Here is a 23696-nt window from a genome sequence, read left to right as displayed (position 1 = left end):
AATCGCAAGCAACCTTTTGGGAGGATAAGCTCTCTGCCCAATAAAGCTGTAGCCCTCTTCCGCACTGGATACGTCGAGTTGTTCCAGGATTTCGTCAAAAACGAAACAGGCGTGATCCTTCGGCAAAAGATCAAATACGGAACTTGGAAACAATTGCCGTTGGCGAAACTGAGTTGGGTCGTATTTGAAACGAGCCATGACAGATTCCCCCATGCGCGCATGCTAGATTAGGTGTATTCTTATCACAACGGCATGGATATGTCAAATGAATATAGACTTTATAGATCACATGCAAATACAGTTGACATGAATTCTCGGACAAGCTCCTAGGGTGTTGGCGGATGCCTTTGAGGCGTATTGGAAGCGGGACCATTCTGAACAACCCCGGAAAGGAGGCAAGAAGAATTCAGGGTTAGAAAGTTTGTCACCCTTTGGGGGACGATCGGAACCGACATCAGTAAGCTTCGGGCATCGATTGTGGAGCCCGTCAGAATCTCCACTCTGAAGTGGTTCCATCAAGTAGATGGACTCGATCGTCACTTTCTAAACGACGAAGAATCGCCCTGGCGCCACTTTATAGAGTGGACCAGTGTGGCTGACAATCGGTGGCCCCTTTACGGGCGACAATTGACACCTCCGCAAAGGCCTGAAGGCTCCTTTAGCCATAAGGGGGATGAGGTGTGCCCGGAAATGTCTGAGATGGCATGGTCATGAGGGCTTTTCAGCGCTTGAAAAGGCGATGCCCCGTAAAAGTGGCTGGATCAGGGAATGGGTGAGCGCCAAAACGGGATTCCCAATCCATGCGGTCAGTCCACCGAAACGCATTTCACGGATTCAGGTTTGCGGTATTCGCATCGGGCCTAGCTGACGGCCAGGATGTGGTTTTCGTTGAAACTGGTCTTGAGCGAAGATGCCGCGCCGCAAGCCGGATCCGTCCGGTAAGCCCGCAATCGTTGTTTTCTATTTGGAAACCACCGGGTTTGCCTGCGGGTCGAAAGGATTCTGCCGGACCGCTAAGGAAAACAGATACGGATAATGAACCTTGAGGTGCATGAGATACACCAGCCACTGTTCCAGCAGTTTCCGGTAGGCGCGCTTCACGTCTCCGGCCAGATGCTCTCGATCGGTTTGCGGGAGGTCGACGAGATTTTCCCGGCAACTCAGTTCGTCCGCAAGATGGAACACGGCCAGCAGCACATCGCTGAATTCTTCCTGTTCCACGAGCACAGGATTTTCCAGTAGATCGATCAGCAATTTTCTCTTGCGCTTGAGAAAACCGAACAAAGCCTCGAGATCAGCTTGCCTCAGGTCGACGTTCATTTTGTGCTGCCGCACGACCTGCTGCGAAGCAAAGAACTGCGCCGGTTTCCAGTTGGGTTGAATCAGGAGGTCCGCTCGAATGGTGTCGATGGATCGGTCGTAGTCGGAAAAGATCTTGAGGAGGCCGAATCCCACTTCGCTAAAGAAGACGCCGAGGAGCATGTTCACCTTTTGCATCCGGCTCCTGGTCTCCCGCCTCAGCATGACCAGTTCGGTGCCGTTGGCGACCAGGCCCACAAAGGCCGCTCCCCCCATCACGATCAGCAAAACGGCGAACATCCGGCTCGCTTCCCGTGTTGGGTGAATGTCCCCGTAGCCCACGGTCGACATGGTGACGATGCAATAGTAGAAGGCTTCCACAAACGACAGATCTTCCAGCACCATGAACCCGACGGTTCCGGCTACCGTCGCCAAGAGGAAGAGTACGATAAAGATTCTCAGCCTTCGTCCCACATCCTGCATCGGGATTCCCTCGTTGCGGGGAAAACACCCGCCTGGAGCGTGTTAAGACTCCCGGGCATTCCATACCACAAACCATGCCTTACCGGAACCACCCAGCCGGTCTCCTGACCGAGTCACAACATGGGAGAGCACATGGTGAGCTCATGAAAATGTGCGCTTTTTGTATTCATGTGAACTCGCAAGGAACGAAGCTGGTGCTGACCCTGTTTTCCTTCAGAGGGAAGTGGAATTTTCCTCTAGGTCTGCTGACTGCACCGGGCAGGGAGGGAGAAAACGAGATGGCAAAACGACGAGACTCTTTCACGGCTAAGAAAAAGGTGGCGATCCTGAAAGGATATCGGCTGGAAGGGAAACGTCGCTCCCTCTGGGCCGATGTGCTTGGAACACCTATCCCTTGTTAAAGTTGGACAGGGCGGGTAGGAGAAGAAATCGGATGACATCGGTTCAGAATCGGGGAAGAGGGGGAGGCGTGGGGTGACGAAAGGGGCCCTTAGGGCGCCTGGAATTGCCCCCATGGGGGTGAATCGCAACGCACGGGATCCGGAGGTCATGGGAAAGAAACGCCGCCGCAAATTCACGGCTGCTTATAAGCTGCGCATCCTGGAGGAAGCCGATGCCTGCAGATTGCCCGGGCAGATCGGCGCCCTTCTTCGCCGGGAAGGCCTTTATTCATCGAATTTGACCACCTGGCGCAGACAACGGGAGGAGGGGCAGCTCAAAGCATTGTCTCCCCGGAAACGGGGCCGAAAACCGAACCCGGACCGCCATCTGGCAAAACGGGTGGCCCAATTGGAGCGGGAAAATCAGCGCCTCCGAGACCAGATCAAAAAGGCGCAGAAGATCATCCGGGTCCAAAAGGAAAATCTCCGGCCCCGCGCGGATTTACCATCCCAAGCACGGAACCGGCGGGAGCAACTTATAAGGGCGGCGGTGCAATGGCGAACCGAGGTGGGAACCGCCCCGGCTTGTGATGCCTTGGGCATAAGTCGAGCAACCTTCTATCGTCGGCTGAAATCCGCCACGAAACCGGCGAATTCCCCGTCTCCGCCGTTGGCTCTTTCGAATGAGAAAAGGCAAACGGCCATGGACCCGCCCCATTGCCGGTAGATTTCAAGGGGATGCGCCTCGCCAGTTCCACCCTTGTGGGCCTGTAGGGAGAGGGAACCTATCACGGCGGGGCGGGCCCGATGTATGCAATTTTCAAGGACGAACAAGGAAGCGTCAAGGAGCGTCGCCGGCAGGTGCGGCGCCCAGAGGCAGCGTCTTGTTACGGGCGATGTGCCATGTCGCTTGCCAGGCCGGCCAATTTTCAGCTGATCGGAATGGCAAATGAGGCCAATCGAGTGGAGCGCGACAGCAACAAGCAATGCGCCCTAAGGCCCTGCCACCCGGCCCCAGGAGAATGCGAAAAAGTAGCTTATTGGAGAAGAGGAAAATGCCATTTCTCGCTGCACCAAGACACCCCCATGCCTACCCCTTTTTCCCGGTTCTGAACTGATGTTATCTTATCCTTTCCTCTACCCACCCCCACTAATTGAACAAGTGGTATGTGTCTTGGCCACATTGGCAGGGAGGGTGTGGTTTTACACACGCGGCAGCCGACCCGCCTGTGCTACCGCAACGGGGGTCGGCTGAGCTTTATTGTTAGGCCGCTTTCTATGCCGATTAAGGTTTCCACACCTCGCAGACCTTGCCTACCAGGTCCGGACCGGGCGTGAGTGTGGTCTGCCCGGGCTGCCACCCCGACGGTGTTACCTCTCCCGTTGCCCGCACGTGTTGGAATGCCTTGATTTGCCGGATCAGCTCATCGGGGCTCCGGCCCACCTCCGGTGTCAGAACCTCCATCGCCCGGATCACAAAATCCGGATCGATGATGAACCGTCCTCGAATATCCACTCCGGCAGCTTCGTCGTACACGCCGTACAGCGCGCCGATCTTTCCGCCTGCGTCAGAAAGCATCGGAAACGGTACACCACCGCTGAGCATCTTGGACAGCTCTTCTTCCTGCCATATCTTGTGGACAAAGCGGCTATCGGTGCTCATTGCCAATACTTCCACCCCCAGTTCTTGTATTTCCGCGTAGCGGGCGGCGACCGCCGCCAGTTCGGTTGGTCAGACGAACGTAAAATCTCCGGGATAGAAGCACAGGACAATCCATTTGCCCTTGTAATCAGAGAGTTTGATCGGTTGGAAGCCCACACCTTCAATGTAGGCGTTGGCTTCAAAATCAATGGCTTCTTTCCCAACGCGCGCTTGCATTTTACTTCCCTCCTGTAGTTTTGCATCCACGTTCGCCGTAGCGGGTTCAACTGTAGGCACAATTGGCCCGCGTGCCGCTTTGACGCAACCGTCCTTCATTTCTGGCATTCTGACCTCCTTTTTGAGATTTGGGCGGGCTACTGATACTTTCAACGTAGCGGCCTAACAACAAGTATATGTATTCTACATCCTATCTTTAGGTTCCCACGTCCCAGGATAAGCCCCCTGTGGCACATCGTGCCAAAAACCTGCACTCCCAGGTCCGGCGGCGCCTGCTTCAGGGTGCGACCCGAAATCCTCTTCCGCCGGTGTCTTTGCTGCGAGGTCCTGGTGACAGCCGCCAAGCGTTCCGCATCGCTCACGCCCAATGGCCGCCCTTCAGGCGTCAGCAGACGCTGCGGTCAGTGACGCCGGATCTCAACGGCCGGGTCTTGAAATCCCGGATCGCGGTCTTCCGATCACCCATAACGGGCCTCAGATTTCCATGCTCACGCGGTTGCGCCCTTCGTCCTTGCTCCGATAAAGCTGCCTGTCGGCGCGTTCCACGGTCTGGTCTGCCATCTCTTCCCGGCGGGAGAGGGCGCCCCCCAGGGAGGCGGTCACCCGGATCTGTCGGCCTTGATGATCGAGCCAGCTCTTTTCGATGAGCATGCGCAGCCGTTCGGCCAGGGTTTCCAGACCTTCGGCGGTAATGTTTCGACAGAGGATGAGAAATTCTTCCCCGCCCCAGCGGCAGGCCGCGTCCAGGTTCCGGAGGCAGCGATCCAGGACTCCCGCCACCATGCAGAGCACCTTGTCTCCCACGCCGTGGCCCCAGGTGTCGTTCACTGCCTTGAAATGGTCGATGTCCAGAAACAGGACGCCGTAGGGCACGCCGTATTTCCGGAAGTCCTTTTCGCATTCCCGCAGACGTATCTGGGCGTATCGCCGATTGCCCACGCCGGTGAGCGGGTCCGTGAGCACTTCTTTTCGCAGCTTTTCGATTTCTTCGCGGATGTTGGACCTGCGGGGAGTCGTTCTGAAGATCTCCACGCCCCCCACCACCTTTCCCGATCCGTCCCGCATGGCCGTGGCCCGCACCTCCACGGGAATGCGGTGGCCCGACTTGTGGCGCATGTAGACGTGGGCCTCTCGCATACTCCCATCTTGGACCACGGCCGCCAGGGGACATCCCTCCACGCACAGCTCTCTTCCCTGCTCATCCACGTGCCGGAGGAGATTGTCGGCGCAGGACTTGCCCAGAACCTCCGGGGCGGCAAATCCGCTGATCCGCTCTGCCGCCTTGTTCCAGAAGGTGATCCGTCGATCCCCGTCCACGAAATAGACCCCGTCGCCCATGGCATCCAACAGGCTCTTGTAGAAGCTTTCGTCCATGGATTTCCTCCCCCTCTTTGGGCTAGCCGTCCAGGTCTTGCTGGGCTTCGGCAGCCGACTCGCCGCAGCGGGCCAGAAACGCTTCGCGCTTTTCCCTGGGCCACTGGGAGCAGAAGGCGGGTTTTCCCTTCATAACCCGCTTCATGCACAGGGAGCAGGTGGGTTCGCAACGCACCATGGGTTCCGTCACCTCACCCTTGGCCTTTTTCGGCCAAAGGGGGTCGACGAAAAGGACACGGGCAAGCCCAATGAGATCCGCCTTGCCTTCGCTGAGAACGGTTTCGGCCGTCTCCGGATCCTGGATTCTTCCGGCGGCGATGACGGGGGTGGTGGGCACCGCGCTCTTGATCCGGGCGGCAAAGTCCACCATGTAGGCCTGTTCCTTTTCCTTGGCCAGGTAGTCCGGAAGGAAAAAGGAATCGTAGGTTCCGGCCATCACGGACAAATAGGCCACCCGACGCTTTTGAAGCTCCGCGGCATAGATGGATGTCTCATGGAGGCCGATCCCGTCCGGAAGACACTCGTCGGCCAGAAACCGGTAGCCCAGCGGGTAGCTGGGACCCACGGCGTCGCGCACTGCCTCCACCACTTCCAGGGGATAGCGCATGCGGTTTTCCAACGATCCGCCGTAAGCGTCCCGGCGCCGGTTGGTCCGCTGGGACAGGAACTGAACCAGCAGGTATCCCGTGCCCCCGTGGATTTCCACCAGGTCGAAGCCGGCGTTGCGGAGCCTTCGAGCCGCGTCGGCATAGGCTTGTCGGACGGTGTCCAAATCCTTTCCGTCCATCTCTTGGGGGACCACCTCGCCCGTCGGAAAGGGGGACGGCGCCAGCCGCTGGGGCGTGTGGGCGTAACGGCCGGCGTGGTTGATCTGGGCCGCCGCCACGGCGCCTTCTTCCTTGATGATCCCAGCCAGCCGTTCCAGACCGGGGAGATACCGGTCGTCGTCGGCCCGCAGCATGAAGGGGCTTCCCAATCCCGTCTCGTGAACGCCGATGTTTTCCACCACGATCATGGCGGCCCCCGATCGGGCCATTTCCCGGTAGTGATCCAGAAGCAGGGGGCTTACCGTGCCGTCCCCATGGGCGTAGCCGGCAAAAAAGGGCGCCATGGTGATGCGGTTGGGCAGGTGAAGGCCGTCCAAACGAAAGGGAGAAAAAAGGGTGGAAACGTTGCTCATGGAGCACCTCCTCCCATTAACGGTGTCCTCCCCACAAACCCTGTTGGTCGCCCGGACGTACGGACCAGGCGGTTTGTCCTTTGGTGGGTTGACTGGGGCACAGCGCCAGGGCCCAGGTCGTCCTACGGTGTAGGGGCACGGCGGCGCCGTGCCCCTACAATCCGTCATGTCGATGCACCAAGGGATGCCCCGGTGTCGCGTTCTTACCATACATTTCGCACGATTTCCCCCAGGGCATGCAGCCGCATTTTTCATCCAGGACGTCACCGAACACACGCGCGATCCTGGGTGCAAAGGATGATTAAACAGGCTTGGGCCCGCCCATACTCGTTCCCTTTCAACCGAAGGGAACGACGACGGCATTTCTTTTCCATAAGCTTCGGGTTCGGTGCGTTGAGATTCGTTTCGATGGAGGTACTTCCAGGGGCCCTGCGTATTCCGTTCGCTATTCCCATGCCGGTCTTAGACCTCTGCTTCCGTCCGGCTTTTAACTGTTCTTTTCTCCTAACCTACCCGACACCAATTTTACAAGGGGGGGCAGGGCGGCGCCGTGCCCCCAAATCCTGCCGAGTCCGTACATCAGGCCCCCCACATCCCGGCCTCGGACACCCGCCCTGCGGACTGGATTGATTCGGCCCGAGTAGTTGATATAGTTGGGCACAGTGGCCTCAAACCAGGCGCTCCGGTTATCGAGGATGCCGTGTATCGTGATCTCGTTTTGAACGTTGCTTTGTTGGTGGCTTTGAGCGCCACCTACAGTCTGATGGGCTGGCCGCGGCTTGCACGGCAGGGTGTGCGGCGAGCAGCGCTGAAGAGGCTCTGCGGCTTGTGGAAGAAGGCGGGTTTCGAATCCGCCCCTATCAAAGCTCAAAAAACATCACATGCATATTTTATTTGCATTTGTCGGAAAGGCCAAAAGGCCATTGTCAGACAGCCTCCCAGCCAGTACGGATCACGATATGAATCAGAGACGATCGGCATTGGCAGCTGGATCCCGACGCGATCCGCTCCAATCCTTCATGAGGCGCGGGTGGTCGCCCTCCCCGGCGGGGCCTTCGGCCCCGACGGGAGGGACACATTCGGCTGCCCTTCGGTGGTTCCGAAGTGGAACTGGACGAAGCCATGGATCGGCTGGAGGAGTGGTTCCTCAAAAACGGCTGAGGTCCTTCCTACGCCCGCGGCCCCATCCATCCGCCATGGCCCCTTTCGCCGCCCGGGGAAAGGGGAGGCGAAGGGGGCATCGCATCACGCATTCATCTCGTAGGCGCCCTTCAGCGCATAGACGTGGTCGTTCCAGACGGTGCCGAACCGGGCCGGATCCACGTGGGGCTTTCGGATCATCTTCTGGCACAGTTCCATCTGTTCCGGCGTGCTGTTGGGCTTGGAGTAGATCTCCAGGGCGAACTTGGAGAAGTCGCGGACCATGACGTCGAAGATCTGGTCCACCAGGTTCTTGTCCACGTCGTCCATGGCGGCCTTTTCCAGGATAAGCTGACCGTAGGCCACCAGCGTGAAGAGCTCGCCCAGGCTCAGGAGGAAGTCGATGTCGCGGCTCTGTTCCTTGCTGGGCGGAGCCGCCATGAGGAAGCGCTTGAAGGCTTCGATCTGTTCCTTGAAGACGGCCAGGTTGGGCAGGTCCATGCTGTCGTAGGCCAGGCGGTAGTCGTGGAACAGCACCTTGCTCAGGCCGCCTGTGGGGCCCTGGTTGAAGAGAAAATCGTCGTTGGCCGGATCGTCCCGCTTGGGGATTTCCGGGAACTGGCCGGGGTTGAAGAGGAAGTTCTTCATGAACTTGACCACCAGGGCCATGTTCACGTGCACGGTGCCTTCCAGCTTGGGCAGGGCCCGGATTTCGCGGGCGGCCATTTCGAAATAGACGTCTTTTTCGAAGCCGCGGGCGGCGATCACATCCCAGAGCAGGTTGATCACGTGCTCGCCTTCGGTGGTCACCTTCATCTTGACCATGGGGTTGTAGAGCAGGTAGCGGCGGTCTTCCAGGGAGGCGGAGCGCATGTAGTCGATGGCTCGCGTGGAAAAGAGCTTCATGGCCGCCAGGCGCGCATAGGCGTCCACGAAAAGCTGGCGGATGTGGGGAAAATCGGTCACCCATTTGCCGTAGAGGTTGCGGTTGGCCGCGTGGGTGATGGCTTCGTAGAGGGCGTGGGTGCAGATTCCGATGGATCCCCAGCCCAGGTTGAACTTGCCCACGTTGACCGTGTTCAGGGCCGCGTTCCAGGCCTCCTGGCCCGTGGACAGGATGTCGTCTTCGGTCACGGGGTAGCCGTTCAGGGCGTATTCGGCCACGAATCCCTGCCAGGCCACCACGTTCTGGACGCAGTCGTAGGCCTCGTGGCGGGAATCCACGGCGAAGAAGACGTATTCATCCGTTTCGCTGTTCTTGCCGAAGGTGGACACCATGGCGGCCTCATTGCCGTTGCCGATGTAGTACTTGCCCCCGTCGGCCACGTAGCGGCCGTTGCCCAGCGGGGTGAGGGCCATCTCCGTGGAGTAGAGGTCCGCGCCGTGGGCCCGTTCGGAGAGGCCGAAGGCGAAGATGTGACCTTCTTTGAGCAGTTGGGCCGCCTTCTTCTTGGCCGTTTCGTTGGCGCTCATCCAGATGGGGCCCAGGCCCAGAATGGTCACCTGCCAGGTGTACCAGTAGGGCAGGCCGTAGAAGCCCAGGATCTCGTTCATATCGCAGATGCGCCGGGTGTCCCACCGGTAGGCCGGATCGCCGCCGCCGTAGGTGGACGGGGTGAGAAGTGGCGCGAAGAGTTCGTTTTCCTTCACGAAATCCAGGAAGTCCTTGTACCACACCATGTTGTGGTAATCCGCCTTCAGCTTGGCCTTGCCCTTGGTTTCGAAAAACTCGATGGTCTTTTGCATGATCTCCTTGGACCGTGGGTCCAGATGGGCGTAGTCCTCTTTTTTGGGATGCAGCAACAACATGATCTTTCCCTCCTTAGGTTCTTGTGTTGGTCGCCTTCTCCAAGGCCCGGGACGGATCTCCCGGTCGGGGCGCGCCGCCCCTTGCTTCGCATACAAATCGTACGGTCCAAAAAACGGCGCACGGGGGCTCCGACGGTCGGCTTCAGCCGATGAGGTCCCGAAGGAGCCTTTTCAGCAGCACCCGTTCTTCCGTGGTGAAATCGGCCAGCAGCTCTTCGTTGGCCTCACGGCGTTCCCGGATGAGCTCGTCTTTGAGGGCGTCGGCCTTTTTCGTGGTGTAGAGGCGCATCTGGCGCCGGTCTTCGGGATCCGGGCGTTTTTCGATCCATCCGGCCGCTTCCATCCGATCCAAAACGCCTGACAGGGTGGCCTTGTCCAGGATGAGGCAGCGTCCCAGTTCGGTGGCCGTCATGCCTTGGCGGTACCAGAGCCCTTCCAGGACCAGGTGCTGCATGTTGGTGAGCCCATAGGGCTGGATGCGCGCCTTGAAGTCCGCATGGGCCTTCTGGTAGGCCTTTCCCAGCAAGAAGACGAGGCATTCTGGAAGATCTATGGGGAGCGTGGGCATGGGTTGACCTCCTTCGCATGCGAACCATACGGGCAAACCGGTTCCGAGTCAATGGCCAATTCCTGGCCCAAAGTGGTCTGGCGCCATGGGGGTCGAGGCAGGGGTGGGGGCGAGGGCGCCCTGGGCGGGGGCTTGCTTCAGGCGGCCAAGGGCAAAAAAAGCCACGAATCCCGCTTTTGCGGGAATCGTGGCCCATGGATCCATGGAAACGTTTTCTAGTAGCGGGGGCCCCTGAAAGAACGGGTGTTGTTGCGGGGCTTCGCCTGGTTCACCTTGATGGGACGTCCCTGGAGGCTGGCGCCGTTCAGGGCCTTGATGGCCTTGTCCGCCTCGGAATTGGACGGCATCTCCACGAAGCCGAAGCCCTTGGACTGGCCCGTGTAGCGGTCCGTAATGATGTTGACGCTTTCCACTTCACCGTGTTCGGCGAAGGCGGCTCGGAGTTCATCTTCGGTGACGGCGTAGGCGAGGTTTCCGACGTACAGATTCATTCTTCTTCCTTTGCAAGCGTGGTTTCTTTGTGAGGTACCCCCCGTTGACAACCACGAGAACTCCCGGGGAGCAGACCGCGTCACGGCGCGGCCGAAATCGGACGCATCCCCAACACCCTTGCGGACCGTGGGTTCCTCCAAAGTCGCATCTTGCTCCAGGAAGCCGATGGGACGGGGGCCGAATCGATCGGAAGGATTGTTACAGGATGTGAAATGAAGCATGGCACAGACCGCCCCGGGAGTCAAAGGAAATCTGGTGGGGGGCGCACCTCATTTTCTCACGATCTCGATCACGGTCAATTCCGGCGGAGCCAGGACGCGGATGGGCGGTCCCCAGGTTCCCGTGCCGCGGTTGGTATGGAGAAGGGATCCGCCGCCCAGGTCGTAGGTTCCGTTCTGGTAGCGATACATGAGCGCCACAAAGAGGGTGAAGGGAAAGATCTGGCCCCGGTGTGTATGGCCGGAAAGCTGCAAATCAAACAGCCCCACCGTTTCCGGGCACACTTGGGGCCGATGTTTCAGGTAGAGGGTGAAGAGGGATTGGGGAACGGATCGCAGCAGTTGGGTTTCGCGTTCCGGGCGATTGCGCCAGGTGTCGTCGGATCCCACCACGTTGAGAAGGCTTCCAACGGTGACGGCCTGGTCCCGGAGGACCGTGAACCCGGCGCGGCGCGTGAGATCCACGGCGGCCTCGATTCCGGCGTAGTATTCGTGGTTTCCCACAATGGCCACTTTCCCCAAGGGCGGCTGGAAGGATTGAAAGAGGGGCAGGAGGTGTTCCAGCGAATGGGTGGCACCGTCCACCAAATCCCCCGTGGAGACGAGAAGGTCGGGTGATACGGAGCGGGCCGCTTCCAGGATCTTGCGCAGGCGTGCTTCGCGTCCCACCAGCCCCAGGTGTACGTCGGAAATCTGAGCCACCACCAGGCGATGGTGCCCGGGGGGCAGCTTGTCGGTGGGCACCTGGATCCGTTCGATGCGGATGCGGCCCGCCTCCAAGGCTCCATAAGCGGTGAGGGCGCCCGCCACAGCGATCACGGCCAGCGCGGCCCCCCGGCCGGGAAGGGCGTTGAGATGGACGCCCAGCAGGCGGTTGAGGGTCCAGGCACCGCCGTTGACGATTCCCACGGCGATCGCTGCCCAAAAGCCCAGGAAGACGAACCCCATCCAGGTGTAACCCACATAAGCCAGGGTGCGTGCGGCAAGATCGTGTCCCAGTCGTTCCAGGACCCGGCACACCACGGGCGCCAGGACCATCAGCCCAAGGAACGCCAGCCAGAGGCCCAGAAGAAGATTTCGATCACCGAAAAGAACACGCACCCGGTAGTGGAAGACCGCGTGCATGGTAGTGTAGACGGTGAGAAAGAGGATCAGGAAGGTCCACATGGGTTTGTGCCGCCATGTCCTTTCAGCTCATTGACCGCTGTTGCGGGCCGGCTGCCGGCACCGCCGGCCAAGTTCCTCATTCGCCGGCGCGTTCCTTGGCCACTTCTTCCGGGCTCAGGGTCCAGAAGGGGGTGCCGTCCCGAGTGAGGCGCACCTTGAACTGGAAATGATCACTCTTTTTCACCTTGGAGGCGATGAAAACGTCCTTGTCATCCAGTTCGGCCCAGGCCCCGTACACCTTGACCTTGTCGCCCACACGGATGCCCATGGTGTTGGGATCGATGAACCATCGTGGCCCCAGGTGCACCAGGATCTCTTCCCCGTCCCGGTCCTGCACCACCAGAGCCACCCCGGGGCTCATGCCCTCAAGGGGCACCACTTCCTTGATGGCTAGCACCGTGGCCTTGAACTTGTCCCGTTCCTGGGGATCGTAGAGCCGATCGTAAGCGCCCCCCTTCTCCCAGCCGCCCATGTCCAGCGGAGTCTGGGCCCAGGTCGGCGCGGCACCCATCCAAAGGCTGAGCGCCAAGAAGATCCACAAAACCCGAATGTGCTTGCATCGTTCCATGGTCTTACTCTCCCTTTCCTGTTCCGGTTTGCGTCAGTGGTTGGATGTGAGACGTCCGTTGTGAGAGGCGAGTGGTCCCTCTCTTCCAGGTTTGGCCCACTTCTCAATCGTCACCCATCGCATCCCGCGCAAGGCGGCCTTCTGGAACGGTCCCATGGCCGACTTTCTGCCGGTCCAAGAGGATGAGGTGATGGTAAAGGCCTTTTTTTTCCATCAACTCCTCGTGGGTTCCCTCTTCCACGATCCTACCTCCGTCCAGCACCAGGATCCTGTCCGCCCGTCGAATGGTGGACAGCCGGTGGGCGATGACGATACTCGTTCGGCCCGCCATGGCACTGTGGATGGCGCGCTGGATGCGCATTTCCGTTTCCGAGTCCACGTTGGAGGTGGCTTCATCCAAAATAAGGATGACGGGGTCTCGTGCCAACATGCGGGCAAAGGAGAGCAGTTGCTTCTGGCCCGCTGAAAGGTCGATGCCGCCTTCGCCCAACGGGGTGTCCAGTCCGAGAGGAAGGGCTTCCACCAGGTCGGAAAGCTGAGCCAGTTCCAGGATGTGTCGGAGCCGGGCTTCGGTCGGGTCCGCATCCAGGCAGACGTTTTCGCGAAGGGTGCCCGGTACGATGAACACATCCTGCATCACCAGGCCCATGCGGCGGCGCCACCACGCCGGGTCCAGGGTCCGCAGGTCGCAGCCGTCCACCAGCACGCGTCCTTCCAGGGGATCGTAGAATCGTTCCAGCAGGTTGATGAGGGTGGTCTTGCCCGCACCGGTGGGGCCGACGATGGCCAGGGTCCGTCCCGGATCCACATGGAAGGAGACGTTTCGAAGGACCGGCCGGTCCGGATCGTAGCCGAAGGTCACGTCTTGAAAGGTCACGGTGCCCTGGAGCTTTTCAAGACGCTTGGGAGCAGGCGGTGCGGGGAGATCGGGGCGGGTGTCCATGAGCTCGAAGATCCGCTCCGCCGAGGCCAGGGCCGACTGGACAATGGAAAATTTCTGACTCAATTCCCTGAGGGGCCGAAAGAAGAGGCGGATGTAGGAGATGAAGGCCACCAGCACCCCCAGGCTCACGGCCTGGCGCAGCGCTTGGCCGCCCCCGTACCAGATGATCACCGCCACCGCGGCGGAGTTGAGCACTTCGATGAAGGGGACGAACAGCCCGAAAAGATGGATCTGATGCAGGGCGGCCTTCCGGTGGGCCTCGTTCAGATCCGCGAAGCGCCGCAGAGTGTCTGCTTCCCGGCCGAAGATCTGGAGGACGGAAAGGCCGGCCAGTACCTCCTGCAGAAAGGCGTTGATTTGGGCCAGGCGGGTTCGAATCCGCCGGAAGGCTTCCCGGGCGAGCAGGCTGAACTTGAGGGTGGCGCCCAGCATGATGGGGATGAGGCCGATCAGGATAGCGGTCAGGGATGCGTCCATCCAGAAAAGAACGCACAGGATCCCCACGATGCGCAGGAGGTCGTTGAAGACCGTGACGATCACGGAGGTGAACATCTCGTGCATGTTCTGGATGTCGTTGGTGAGGCGCGTGACCAGCTTTCCCACGGGGTTGGTGCGGAAAAAGGGCAGGTCCAGTCCGATCACGTGGCGAAAAAGGTCCTGGCGGAGTCGGTGCATGATCCGCTGCCCGGTCCATTCCAGCAAGAGAACCTGGAAGAATTCGGCGGCAAAGCCCACGGCCATGAGTGCGCCGAAGAGGGCGGCGAGCTTGGAAAGCCCTTGGAGTCTCTGGGCCTGGGGGACGGCCTGGGCTGTGATGTAGCGGTCCACGCCCAGGCGCAGCAGGTAGGGCAGGGTCAGGTCCGCGGCCGATATGAGCAGGGAAAGGACCACGGCCAGGCCGATCTCCGATCCATGGGGACGCAGGTAGGGAAAGAGGCGCTTCCACAGACGCAAGTCCTGGATCTTGCCCAGATGACCTTCTTCGAAGTAGCCGTAGCCGTAGTGCATCGCAGCGTTGCCTCGGATTCCGTGCTATTGCGTCTGATGAAGCGCGATGGTGCGGTAGAAGAGGTTCCGTTCCATCAGCTGGTCATGGCTTCCCTGATCCGCCACCACCCCGCGATCCAGCACCACGATGCGGTCGCAGCCCGCCAGGGCCGCCACCCGATGGGAGACGATGAGACAGGTGCGGCCTTCCAGGTAGGGCTTGATGGCGCGCAGGATGGCGCGTTCCGTTTCCAGATCCACGGCGGACAGGCCGTCGTCGATGAGAAGCACCGGCCGGTCCAGAAGGAGGGCGCGCGCCAGGGCGATCCGCTGGCGTTGGCCGCCGGAAAGCCGCACGCCCTTTTCTCCGATCCGTGTTTCGTAGCCGTGCTCCATGGCCGTGATCTCGTGGTGAATGGCGGCCGCCCGGGCCACATCTTCGATCTCTTGGCGGGAGGCTTCGGGGCGGCCCAGGGCGATGTTGGCGGCGATGGTGTCGGAAAAGAGCGTCCCGTCCTGAGGGACGTAGGCGATGAGACGGCGCACGTCCGCCACGTTGAGGCGGTTTACGTCCGTGCCGTTGATGCGGTAGGCCCCGTCTTCTATGGGATAGAGCCGGGCCAGAACCTGGCAGAGGGTGGATTTGCCCGACCCGGTGGGCCCCACAAGACCTGTCACACCCACGGGAAGGGTGATGTGAACCCGGCGAAGCGCCGGTTCCGATCGCCCGGGATAGGCGAAGGTGAAGCCGTGCACCTGGATGGTCACCGGCGGTTGCGGGGGCGGCAGGGGGTTGGGGGGCTCTTGCAGGGCCGGGCGTTCTTCCATCAGGCCTTGGATGCGGCCCAGGCTGGTGAGGCCCCGCTGGAAAAGGTTGGCCACCCAGCCGAAGGCCATCATGGGCCAGGTGAGTAGATGCAGGTAGGCGATGAAGGCCACGAAATCACCCGTGGTGATGACGCCCTGGAGGGTAAGGCGCCCGCCGAAGAAAAGAACGAGAAGCAGGCTGGCATTGGCGGTGAGTCCCGCGAAGGGAAAGAGGGTCCCCTGGACCAGGGCGACCTTCAAGTTGTTGCGGATGTAGGCGCGGCCCACGGCGTCGAAGCGGCGGCATTGGGCTTCTTCCTGGGTATAGGCCTTGTAAAGGTGGATGGACGAAAACGTGGACCGGGCCCGCTCGGTGAGCTGGGAAAAGAGCTCCTGGACCCGCATGAAGCGCCTGTGAAGACGTGCCGACAGGAACCGCGTGGCGAAAGCCAACAGGGGCATGGGGGCCGTGGCCACCACCGTGAGGACGGGGTGGATGTAGGCCATGAAGGCCAGGGCCGCCAGGCTCATGATGACGGCGTCGGCGAAGGCCACCAGGCCCATGCCGCACGCCAGCTGTACCGAGGCCAGATCGTTACCCGAAAGGGCCATGAAGTCGCCGGTGCTCCGCCGGGAAAAGACGGTCCGGTCCAGATAGAGGATGCGCTCCACCATCTGATGGCGAAGATCCCGTTCCAGAAGACGGGAAAAACCCAGGAGCAAGATGCGCCACAGGTAGCGGAAGACGGCGATCAGCAAGGCCAATCCCGCGATCTCCGCCCCGTAGAAAAAGAGCCTGCCCTGGGTCATGCCCGGCCGGGCCAGGGCGTCCACCGCATGCTTGATCACCCGGGGGATCCAGACCTGGAGAAGATCCACGATCCACAGGGCGGCAAATCCCGCTGCCAGGCGCCCGGCCTGGTGGCGCAGGAACGGCTTCAAGACGTGGAGGGCGCCTGGGGACGCCCGGGATCCTGGAGAAGGGGGCATGGAGGGGTCCGTCAGTCGTGGTCCCACAACAGAGAACCGGATACCGAGAACAGAAACCCGCGATCCGGACGGCACCGGGTGCCGGCTCTGCTTTTGCTACCGAGCGCCGGCCGTTTCCGCCGCGGCTTGGACAGGGGCCCACTGCCGGGTGCGCAGCAGCCAGATCACCGCGTAGATCACCGGGGTGTCCAGGGCCGCGATGGTGAGCTTAACGACCCACTGACCCAAAATCAATGGCAGCACCGGCATGGAACCGTAGAAGGCGATGGTGACGAAGACGACCGTGTCGATGAGCTGGGAGACGGCGGTGGAAGCGTTGTTTCGAAGCCACAGGTGCCTGCCTCCGGTGAGCCGCTTGAGCAGGTGAAAGGCCCACACGTCGTGGTATTGGCTGAGCAGGTAGGCGGTAAAGGAGGCCACGATGATGCGCGATGTGCTGTCCAGGATCGTTCGGAAGCTCTCGTCATGGGGCCAGAAACCGGCGGGCGGCCAGGCGATGGCCAATCGCACCAGCACCAAGGAAAAGAGGAGGGCGAGAAAACCTCCCAGAACCGTGGAGGCCGCCCGCTCGCGCCCCCACAATTCGCTGATGACGTCCGTGATGACGAAGGTGATGCAATAGGCCAGAACGCCCGCGGGCACCACCAGCCCGAACACGGTGATGATCTTACTGGCAAGAACCGATGCGATCACCAGACTGCCCACGAAGAGGCTGTTGAGTACCAAAAAGGCCTTTTGATCCTTGCTTTCCATGACCGAATTCCAAGCTCCTTTCATTTGTCTGACGGTGACCGGTCCGCGGGATCCGGCGATCCGGGCGGTACCTGGCCGTGGAGGGACCGGCCCGTTACGCCTCCCGCAGGAGGCGGGCGAACTTTTTACCCTTTTCGTGGGCCACTTTCAAGTGCTCGGGGTGCTGGAGCACGTCCCCTTCGGCGTCCACGCCCCGCACAAGGAGCGAATCCCAAAGATCGGCTCCCAGTGCGTCGAAGAAGTACCGGGCGGTCAGCACCACCCCGTCGAAAAGCTTCTTTCCCCGGGTGGCCCCGGCGGCGATGAAGAATCCGCGCCTTTCGTATGCCTTGGATCCGAAGGGGGTTCCGTCGATCCAGTAGCGCTTCACCCACAGAGACTGACATCGGTCCATGAAGATCTTGGTGTGAGCGGAGACGGTGTAAAAGAAGACGGGCGAGGCCAGGATCACGCCTTGGGATCGGCGGATCGCATCGGCCACCTGATGAAAGTCGTCGTCGATGACACATCGGCCACCTTCTTTGCAGCCGTAGAGTTCCAGGCAGGGGGAGATCTTGAGGTCCCGAAGGTAAAATTCCTCAACGCGAGCGCCTTCCTGGCGTGCGCCTTCCAACGCTTTGCGGAGCAGCAACGCCGTGTTGCCATCTTTTCGGGGGCTGCCGTACAGGGCCGTGATCGTTGCCATGGTTACCTCCCAAGGCCGTGATGTGTATTGGGTTGGAAAATTTTGACACCAAACCCGTCCCGTGTCACATAAAAAGCGCCGACACCACCCATCACGGATTGTGGATGACGAAAGCGGGCGAGTCATGACGGATATGCGGGGGCGCCATCATCGTCTATCCCTGGGAAAGAGAGTGAGACGCTGCCGTTCGTTTCATTGTCTCGGCGTCCATCCCAACTGGGACGACTATGGGGACGACGAAAAGCGGGCGATCCGGCAAGCACCCACCCTCTATTACCCCAGCCGACTCTATGAAGAACTCTTTCGGGCCGGGGGCAAGGAGGTCTTTCCCCGAAACTACTACGCCTTCATGGGAAACAAGATCCGCCAGACCCAGCTCTTTCAGCTCCTGGACGTGCCCCACCCCCGCACGGGCATCTACTATGGACGGGACCGGGAAGAAAGGATCCTGGCCGACTTTTCCTTTCCGTTCGTGGCCAAAACCCCGGTGGGTTCGTCCCAGGGCCGGGGGGTGTGGCGGGTCGAGGACTCTTGCGCCTTGACGGCCTATGTGTCGGAACACAACCCGGCCTATGTCCAAGAATATCTGCCCATCGATCGGGATCTGCGCGTGGTTTTGCTGGCCGGACGGGTGGTGCACGCCTACTGGCGGATCGCCCGGCCGGGCGATTTCCGAAACAACGTGTCGTGCGGGGGGCGCATTTGCTTCGATGCCATTCCGCAGGCCGCCTTGGACTTTGCCCGGTGGGTGGCGAACGTGTGCCGGTTCGACGAGGTGGCGTTGGATCTCTGTCGGCACCACGGCCGGTGGTGGGTGTTGGAGGCCAACATGGCCTACGGCTTGGAGGGCTTTCATCGACGGGGTCTGGATATCTACCAGATTTTCAGGGAGCTGGACGAGGGAGGCTGGCTATGACCCGACCGGAACAGGCGGCTCAAAACCTGCAGCGGGTGAAGGAAAAGGTGCGCGAGGCGTCCCGGGTGGTGGTGCTCACCGGAGCGGGGATCAGCGCCGAATCGGGGGTGCCCACCTTCCGCGGGGCGGGCGGTTTGTGGCGTCAACACAAGGCCACCGATCTGGCCACGCCCGAGGCCTTCGCCCGGGATCCTCAACTGGTCTGGGACTTTTACAATTACCGACGCGAGGTCCTGGCGCCCTTGCAGCCCAATGCCGCCCACAAGGCCCTGGTGGCGCTGGAGGCGGCCAAGGAATCCTTCGTGCTGTTGACTCAAAACATCGACGGATTGCACCAGGCGGCGGGAAGTGAAAACGTGTGGGAACTGCACGGCAATATCTGGCGCGTGCGCTGTTCCCGGTGCGGGCAGCGCCGGGAAGACCGCCGGGTGCCGATTCCTTTTCCGCCGCTGTGCCAGGACTGCGGCGGTATGTGGCGCCCCGACGTGGTTTGGTTCGGGGAATCCCTGGATCCGGATCTGCTCCGCCGCGCCTACGAGGCCCTGGAGGAATGCGATGTGATGTTGGTGATCGGTACCTCCGGGGTGGTGCAGCCCGCGGCGTCCATGGGCCTATACGCCAAAGAAAACGGGGCGTTCGTGGCCGAGATCAATCTGGAGCCCACCCCGTACAGCCGGGCCCTTTCGGTGAGTCTGCAGGGAAAGGCCGGCGACCTGGTGCCCCGGGTGGTGGGCTGAAGGGCCCCGGCCTTGGCGACTGTTTGAACGGGTGGGCGCTTTGCGGCGCCGGCCCTTTTCGGGCAGGCCCTCAGATGTGGTCCAGAGATGCTCGCAGTTCCTGGAGGCGGCGCTTCACGGCCTCCAGTTGCTTCCATTGCGCATTCAGTTGCTCGGTCATCTGATCCAGCTCCGTGGCTCCCGCCTTTTTCATCTCCACGGCCTTTTCCAATGCCTGGCGAATACTTGCCGCGGTGGCGTCGATCTTTCCATTCAGGTTCCAGCGGAAGTCCAGAAAACTCTGCTGAATGCGGTATTTGAAGTCGCTGCGCACCCGCCCGCAGTTGGCATCGATCCGCTCCGGCAACTTCTTCAAGATATCCTTGAGCACCTTCGCCTGGGAAAGGCTCTTGGGCAGCAGTCGATGGGACAGGAACTCCAAGGCCTTGCCGATATCGAAGAAGCGGGGGCGGTCTCCCAGCAGGTAATAAAAGCGCGTCTCCGTGCTGATGGCCTCGTCGGCCGTTACCTGCTCGAAGGTCAAATCGAACAGTTTGGCGGAGGCCGCCTGCAGGTTGGCAATGATCTCATTGGCTCGGTCGGAAAACCGCTTGGAAATTTCCCCGTAATGTTCATTGAGGCGCTCTTCCTGGCGCACGATCCATTCGTCGAAGCTACGAACGATGCCCTCGCGCAGGGCGTTTTCCATCAGCTTCACATACTCGCCGGCCGGCAGGTGGCGGTTGCTTTCGCCGGTCTTTCGCAGATCTTCCAGCAGTTCCGGAATCGTCTCCTTGCGGAATCGGTCCATGTCCCGATCCAAAAGGTCCATGAGCCTCTTGATCTCGCCTTCATAGAGGTAGTCGTTATCGTGCTTCTGGTCGAGGATCCGCTTGAGTTCCCGGTCGAAGAGCTGGATCTTCTCCTCCAACTCCTGAAGGGGCGTGGCCGCGGCTTTTTGTTCCAGCTTGATGGCAAACTCTTCGTCCGCCAGATACTTGAAACCGCTCTGCAAGACCGACTGAAGCAACACCTTGCCCTTTTCCCGGGTGAGGAATTGGCCCAGCACCTGGTCGAATTCGGGCAGACGACTTCGCTGCAGCTTCTCCTCATCTCCGGTCAGCTTGCCTTCCAGGGCCAGCTTGGCCGACAGGGGGTGGATCTCGATGGACGTGTTGCCCAACGCCTCCTGGATGACCGCCTTGGAAAAAGCCATGGATTCCAGCAGGTCCGCTTCGTCCACATGATCGATCTTGTTTTGGATGAAGAAGATCTTTCCGACATACTCCCGGATATCCTTCAGGAAATCGATTTCTTCCTGGCTGATGGGAGGATCCGCCGCGAAGAGAAACAGGGCGGCGTCCACTTTGGGCAGAAAGTTGTAGGTCTCCTGGGTGTTGTTGGAGAAGATGGAGCCCACCCCCGGGGTATCGATGATATGGACGCCATCCTTTAGATAGGGCGAGGGATACGTGATCCGGACCTGCACCACCTGCTTTTCGTTGCCGGGATTGCCCTTTTCGGTGACGTAATCCGCCAGCTCTTCTCGGCCAACGGATCGCTTGTCTCCATTTTCGAAATGGACTTCCATGTGCTCGTCCTCTCCATGGCTCAGGACGGTAACGATGGAGGTGAGCGGTACCACGGCGGTCGGCAGCAGCCGGGTTCCCAGCAGGCTGTTGATAAAGGTGCTCTTTCCCCGTTTGAACTGGCCCAGCACCACCAGATAGAATTTGTTTTCCAAAAGCTTGCGCCGCAGAGCCTCCACGTTGTCACCGACGGCTTGGTCCGCGCGAAGTTCGGCCAAGCCCTTGAGATCCTCCAAGGCGGAAAGCAGATTCTCCGATTCGTGTCGAAATCGTTCGAGCATCATGGACAACCCTCCTGGAAAAACGCGACAAAGTCTCACGATAGGGGCTTTGTTTGGATCTCCAAAAACAAAAAACCCCATCGGCCGTGGCGGATGGGGCTCGCCCCGTCCTGCGATACAGACTTCCCCCACCCGCGTGAGTAGAAGTCATCATCCCAGAACGTGAGGGCGTTTCAGGCAGACTTCATTGCCTTTCGTTTTTCGACTTGTTAGCAGTCGCATGAAGGGATGTCAACTTGTTCGGTGTGCGCAAGGGCCTGTGGGCCCGTACCGCCATGCCTAGCTTTGCCATCAGACGGGGGCCCATGAGTCGCCGGCGGGGGAGAGGGCCGCCTGGGGGGTGTGGAATAAAGGGCGGTGTTCAGAGTTTTATGTGGCGCCGGTTCAATTCTTTCCAGTCCAGGCCGGCCTCGGTGACGATGCGCATGGCCCGGTTCCGGGGTGGAATGTTGTAGAAAAAGAGGCTCACGGCCAGGATCATGCCGAACCATTTGGCCTGTACCGTGCGATGGAAGAGGGTGACGAAAGCCAGGTAATAGAGCGATACGGCCAGATACATGGTGCGCTGGTAGGCGGTGGCCAAAAGGCCCTTCAATCGTTCCACTTCCGCCGGCTCAAGCTCCGGGAGGGCGGTCCGGTCGATCTTGGCCAGGCCGCGTTCCCGTGCCAGGTAGATGCCGGTGAGCACAACGGCGGCAACCAGGTAAAGCGCTCCTTGAAAAGTCATCTGCATGGATCCGGGCCTTCCGGTTTTCTTTTTGGGGTGGATGAGCCGCCTTCACCATGGCCGGCTCGCTTGGGGTGAGATAAGGGGGCCCCCGGCCGAACCGGAGAGGTTCGGCCGGTGCCGAGCTCGCAGCTTACGGTTTAGCGTACTGGGCGATGTTGGGAATCTGCATCCCGTGATGGAACAGATAGGCGATGATGGCCGCCACCGGGACGATGAACAGGAACAGGGCAACGAAGTAGACCCAAACCATCTTACCGAACTGGGCTTCCCTGAGCTTTTGGAAGTCGGTGATGACGCCGAGGCTCAAGAAGGTGAGCATGAAGAAGAGCTTCCGCATGCCCTTCTCGATGGGAACCGCTCCTGCCTTGACCGACTTGAGGAAAGGCATGGCTTCCGGAGCGCCGCTCTTTCCAGGTCCGAAGTAGATGGCCAGAAGGAACAACCAACAGAAGAAGTAGCCCAGAACGAATTTGGGAAACCGGTGCCACACTTCCGATGCGGGCACCGTCTCCCCGGGAACCCGGTCGATCTTATACACCCACACCATGGCCAGCACGAAGGCCCAGATGCCGATGAACATGTCGATCCACACCTTGGTCATCACCGCACTGGAGGTGATGATGCCCGAGGGCCACTGCACCTTGCCGTTGGAGTCCGCTTCGATCTTGTTGCGCATGAGTTCGTCCATGAGCTCTCCGGCTGCGGCGTCCGCCCCGTCGGTCTTGACCGACATACCCATGGCGGCTCCGGCCACCAGCGGATCGTTCGTGGTCGGCCACACATGGGTGAACAATCCCGGGAGCACCACCAGCTCGATGACGGCCCAAACCACCACCAGGGCGGAGACCATGATGGAGACCACGGGTCGGGCCCGCACCGCCCCGCCGGTGGCCACGGCCGCCGACACGCCGCAGATGGAAATGCCGGAACCCAGGACAGCCGCGGTCTTACGGGGCAGCTTGAAGATCTTCCGGGCGATAATGTAAACGCCGGGCCAGAAGATCATGTAGGCCACGATAGTGGCCATGCAGCCGGCCAGGAAGAGATCGAAGGTCAGCCCAGCGGCCTGCTTGCCCAGGTGTTGGGACATGGAAGACATCTTGATGGGCAGGTATCCCAGCTTGACGCCCAGGGTGACGATGGCCGTCTTGATGTACCATTCGGGCTTGGCCGCCTCCGTGAGAAACTCGGCGAATCCCTTAAAGAAGTTGCCGATGATCAGACCCACGATCAGGGCCAGGATAAAGGAGCCGCCGCCGCCCAGCGACAAGGCGAAATTGAGCCCATACTTGTGCATCTTCATCTTGTTGGCGGTGATGAAGGCATGGTGACCGACGAACCAACAGGCTATGGTGAGGAAGTAGATGATGGTCCAGCCGGCAAAGAATCTCTTGAGGTTCCACTTCATGCAGGCCGCGCCGATGCAGGTGGCGATGGTGAAAATCACGTAGGTCCAGATCACACTCCACCAGCCCAAGCCGGCGTAGAAGTCCTTGGCCGTCACGCTGTACTTCTTGCCGAGGGCGTAGAAGGCCCCGCTGATGGCCCCTTTCTTGCCCTCCGGAGAGAACACCCAGCTGGTGGGGTACGTGATCCACCCGACCAGATCGATGCCCGCGATGTTGACTAGGGAGAGGAAGAAAAACGCCAGACCCAGCCAGACCGCCCACCAGTCCTCCTGGGTCAGCATGCCCGTGTACCATCTTCTTTGGTCCTGGGTCATGTTGCATCTCCTTTCAAGA

The 23696-nt window shown here is 60.4% G+C and carries 20 protein-coding genes, 1 pseudogene and 1 riboswitch; of the genes and pseudogenes, 4 read left to right on the top strand and 17 right to left on the bottom strand.

Translation table 11 applies throughout. The features are described from left to right. Positions 1 to 198 (bottom strand): annotated as a pseudogene (locus B9A12_RS17280) (IS1182 family transposase); the annotation flags it as partial. 762 nt (positions 199 to 960) lie between these two features. Further along, complete coding sequence (locus tag B9A12_RS04855) at positions 961 to 1782, bottom strand: potassium channel family protein (protein ID WP_084056753.1); 822 nt, start codon at positions 1780 to 1782, stop codon at positions 961 to 963. 143 nt (positions 1783 to 1925) lie between these two features. Here B9A12_RS04855 and B9A12_RS16645 point away from each other — a divergent pair, with 143 nt between their 5' ends. Next, entirely contained in the window at positions 1926 to 2183 is a 258-nt protein-coding gene (locus tag B9A12_RS16645) for a hypothetical protein (RefSeq protein WP_139796491.1), read from the top strand. Between the two features lie 112 nt (positions 2184 to 2295). Continuing rightward, positions 2296 to 2889, top strand: coding sequence for a transposase (locus B9A12_RS17275; protein ID WP_212636826.1), 594 nt, complete (start codon positions 2296 to 2298; stop codon positions 2887 to 2889). A gap of 558 nt (positions 2890 to 3447) precedes the next feature. Here B9A12_RS17275 and prxU read toward each other — a convergent pair. From prxU to B9A12_RS04790, 12 genes are all read right to left on the bottom strand, one after another. Further along, on the bottom strand, positions 3448 to 4149 hold the full coding sequence (gene prxU / locus B9A12_RS04845) for a thioredoxin-dependent peroxiredoxin (RefSeq protein ID WP_084056752.1): 702 nt from the start codon (positions 4147 to 4149) through the stop codon (positions 3448 to 3450). Between the two features lie 366 nt (positions 4150 to 4515). Further along, positions 4516 to 5415, bottom strand: coding sequence for a sensor domain-containing diguanylate cyclase (locus tag B9A12_RS04840; RefSeq protein WP_084056751.1), 900 nt, complete (start codon positions 5413 to 5415; stop codon positions 4516 to 4518). Between the two features lie 22 nt (positions 5416 to 5437). After that, positions 5438 to 6595 (bottom strand): oxidoreductase, encoded by a 1158-nt coding sequence (locus B9A12_RS04835; protein ID WP_084056750.1) that lies wholly within the window; start codon positions 6593 to 6595, stop codon positions 5438 to 5440. Positions 6596 to 7840: 1245 nt separating this feature from the next. After that, positions 7841 to 9544: an acyl-CoA dehydrogenase family protein gene (locus B9A12_RS04830; protein ID WP_084056749.1), complete on the bottom strand. Its 1704-nt coding sequence runs from the start codon at positions 9542 to 9544 to the stop codon at positions 7841 to 7843. Between the two features lie 142 nt (positions 9545 to 9686). Next, positions 9687 to 10112 carry a MarR family winged helix-turn-helix transcriptional regulator gene (locus tag B9A12_RS04825; protein WP_084056748.1) on the bottom strand — a complete coding sequence of 142 codons (426 nt, stop codon included), beginning with the start codon at positions 10110 to 10112 and terminating at the stop codon, positions 9687 to 9689. 215 nt (positions 10113 to 10327) lie between these two features. Continuing rightward, entirely contained in the window at positions 10328 to 10603 is a 276-nt protein-coding gene (locus B9A12_RS04820) for an RNA recognition motif domain-containing protein (RefSeq protein WP_084056747.1), read from the bottom strand. 270 nt (positions 10604 to 10873) lie between these two features. Next, complete coding sequence (locus B9A12_RS04815) at positions 10874 to 11989, bottom strand: metallophosphoesterase (RefSeq protein ID WP_084056746.1); 1116 nt, start codon at positions 11987 to 11989, stop codon at positions 10874 to 10876. A gap of 76 nt (positions 11990 to 12065) precedes the next feature. Continuing rightward, positions 12066 to 12557 carry a MamS/MamX family magnetosome protein gene (locus B9A12_RS04810; RefSeq protein WP_084056745.1) on the bottom strand — a complete coding sequence of 164 codons (492 nt, stop codon included), beginning with the start codon at positions 12555 to 12557 and terminating at the stop codon, positions 12066 to 12068. A gap of 103 nt (positions 12558 to 12660) precedes the next feature. After that, positions 12661 to 14508 (bottom strand): ABC transporter ATP-binding protein, encoded by a 1848-nt coding sequence (locus B9A12_RS04805; RefSeq protein WP_084056744.1) that lies wholly within the window; start codon positions 14506 to 14508, stop codon positions 12661 to 12663. 24 nt (positions 14509 to 14532) lie between these two features. Then, positions 14533 to 16236, bottom strand: coding sequence for an ABC transporter ATP-binding protein (locus B9A12_RS04800; RefSeq protein WP_170920352.1), 1704 nt, complete (start codon positions 16234 to 16236; stop codon positions 14533 to 14535). Between the two features lie 144 nt (positions 16237 to 16380). Then, positions 16381 to 17037 (bottom strand): queuosine precursor transporter, encoded by a 657-nt coding sequence (locus B9A12_RS04795; RefSeq protein ID WP_084056742.1) that lies wholly within the window; start codon positions 17035 to 17037, stop codon positions 16381 to 16383. Between the two features lie 94 nt (positions 17038 to 17131). Next, positions 17132 to 17722, bottom strand: a complete 591-nt coding sequence (locus tag B9A12_RS04790) for a flavodoxin family protein (RefSeq protein ID WP_084056741.1) — start codon at positions 17720 to 17722, stop codon at positions 17132 to 17134. A gap of 124 nt (positions 17723 to 17846) precedes the next feature. On the opposite strand from B9A12_RS04790, the gene B9A12_RS04785 reads away from it, so the two are divergent. Beyond that, positions 17847 to 18638: an ATP-grasp domain-containing protein gene (locus B9A12_RS04785; protein WP_084056740.1), complete on the top strand. Its 792-nt coding sequence runs from the start codon at positions 17847 to 17849 to the stop codon at positions 18636 to 18638. Further along, entirely contained in the window at positions 18635 to 19375 is a 741-nt protein-coding gene (locus tag B9A12_RS04780) for an SIR2 family NAD-dependent protein deacylase (protein ID WP_084056739.1), read from the top strand. Before B9A12_RS04785 ends, B9A12_RS04780 begins: the two co-directional genes overlap by 4 nt. A gap of 70 nt (positions 19376 to 19445) precedes the next feature. Here B9A12_RS04780 and B9A12_RS04775 read toward each other — a convergent pair whose 3' ends face one another. The 3 genes from B9A12_RS04775 to B9A12_RS04765 all read right to left on the bottom strand — a co-directional run bounded on the left by B9A12_RS04775 (position 19446) and on the right by B9A12_RS04765 (position 23677). Further along, on the bottom strand, positions 19446 to 21227 hold the full coding sequence (locus B9A12_RS04775; RefSeq protein WP_170920350.1) for a dynamin family protein: 1782 nt from the start codon (positions 21225 to 21227) through the stop codon (positions 19446 to 19448). A 131-nt stretch (positions 21228 to 21358) separates the two neighbouring features. Beyond that, a riboswitch (Fluoride riboswitch) is annotated at positions 21359 to 21425 on the bottom strand. 160 nt (positions 21426 to 21585) lie between these two features. Further along, positions 21586 to 21957, bottom strand: coding sequence for a hypothetical protein (locus tag B9A12_RS04770; protein WP_084056737.1), 372 nt, complete (start codon positions 21955 to 21957; stop codon positions 21586 to 21588). Between the two features lie 127 nt (positions 21958 to 22084). Further along, complete coding sequence (locus B9A12_RS04765; protein ID WP_084056736.1) at positions 22085 to 23677, bottom strand: putative sulfate exporter family transporter; 1593 nt, start codon at positions 23675 to 23677, stop codon at positions 22085 to 22087. Positions 23678 to 23696 lie beyond the last annotated feature (19 nt).

Origin of the sequence: Desulfacinum hydrothermale DSM 13146 (assembly GCF_900176285.1) — a bacterium.
GTDB lineage: Bacteria > Desulfobacterota > Syntrophobacteria > Syntrophobacterales > DSM-9756 > Desulfacinum > Desulfacinum hydrothermale.
Note: the sequence above shows the minus strand (reverse complement) of the source record. Positions and strands in the feature narration are given on the sequence as shown.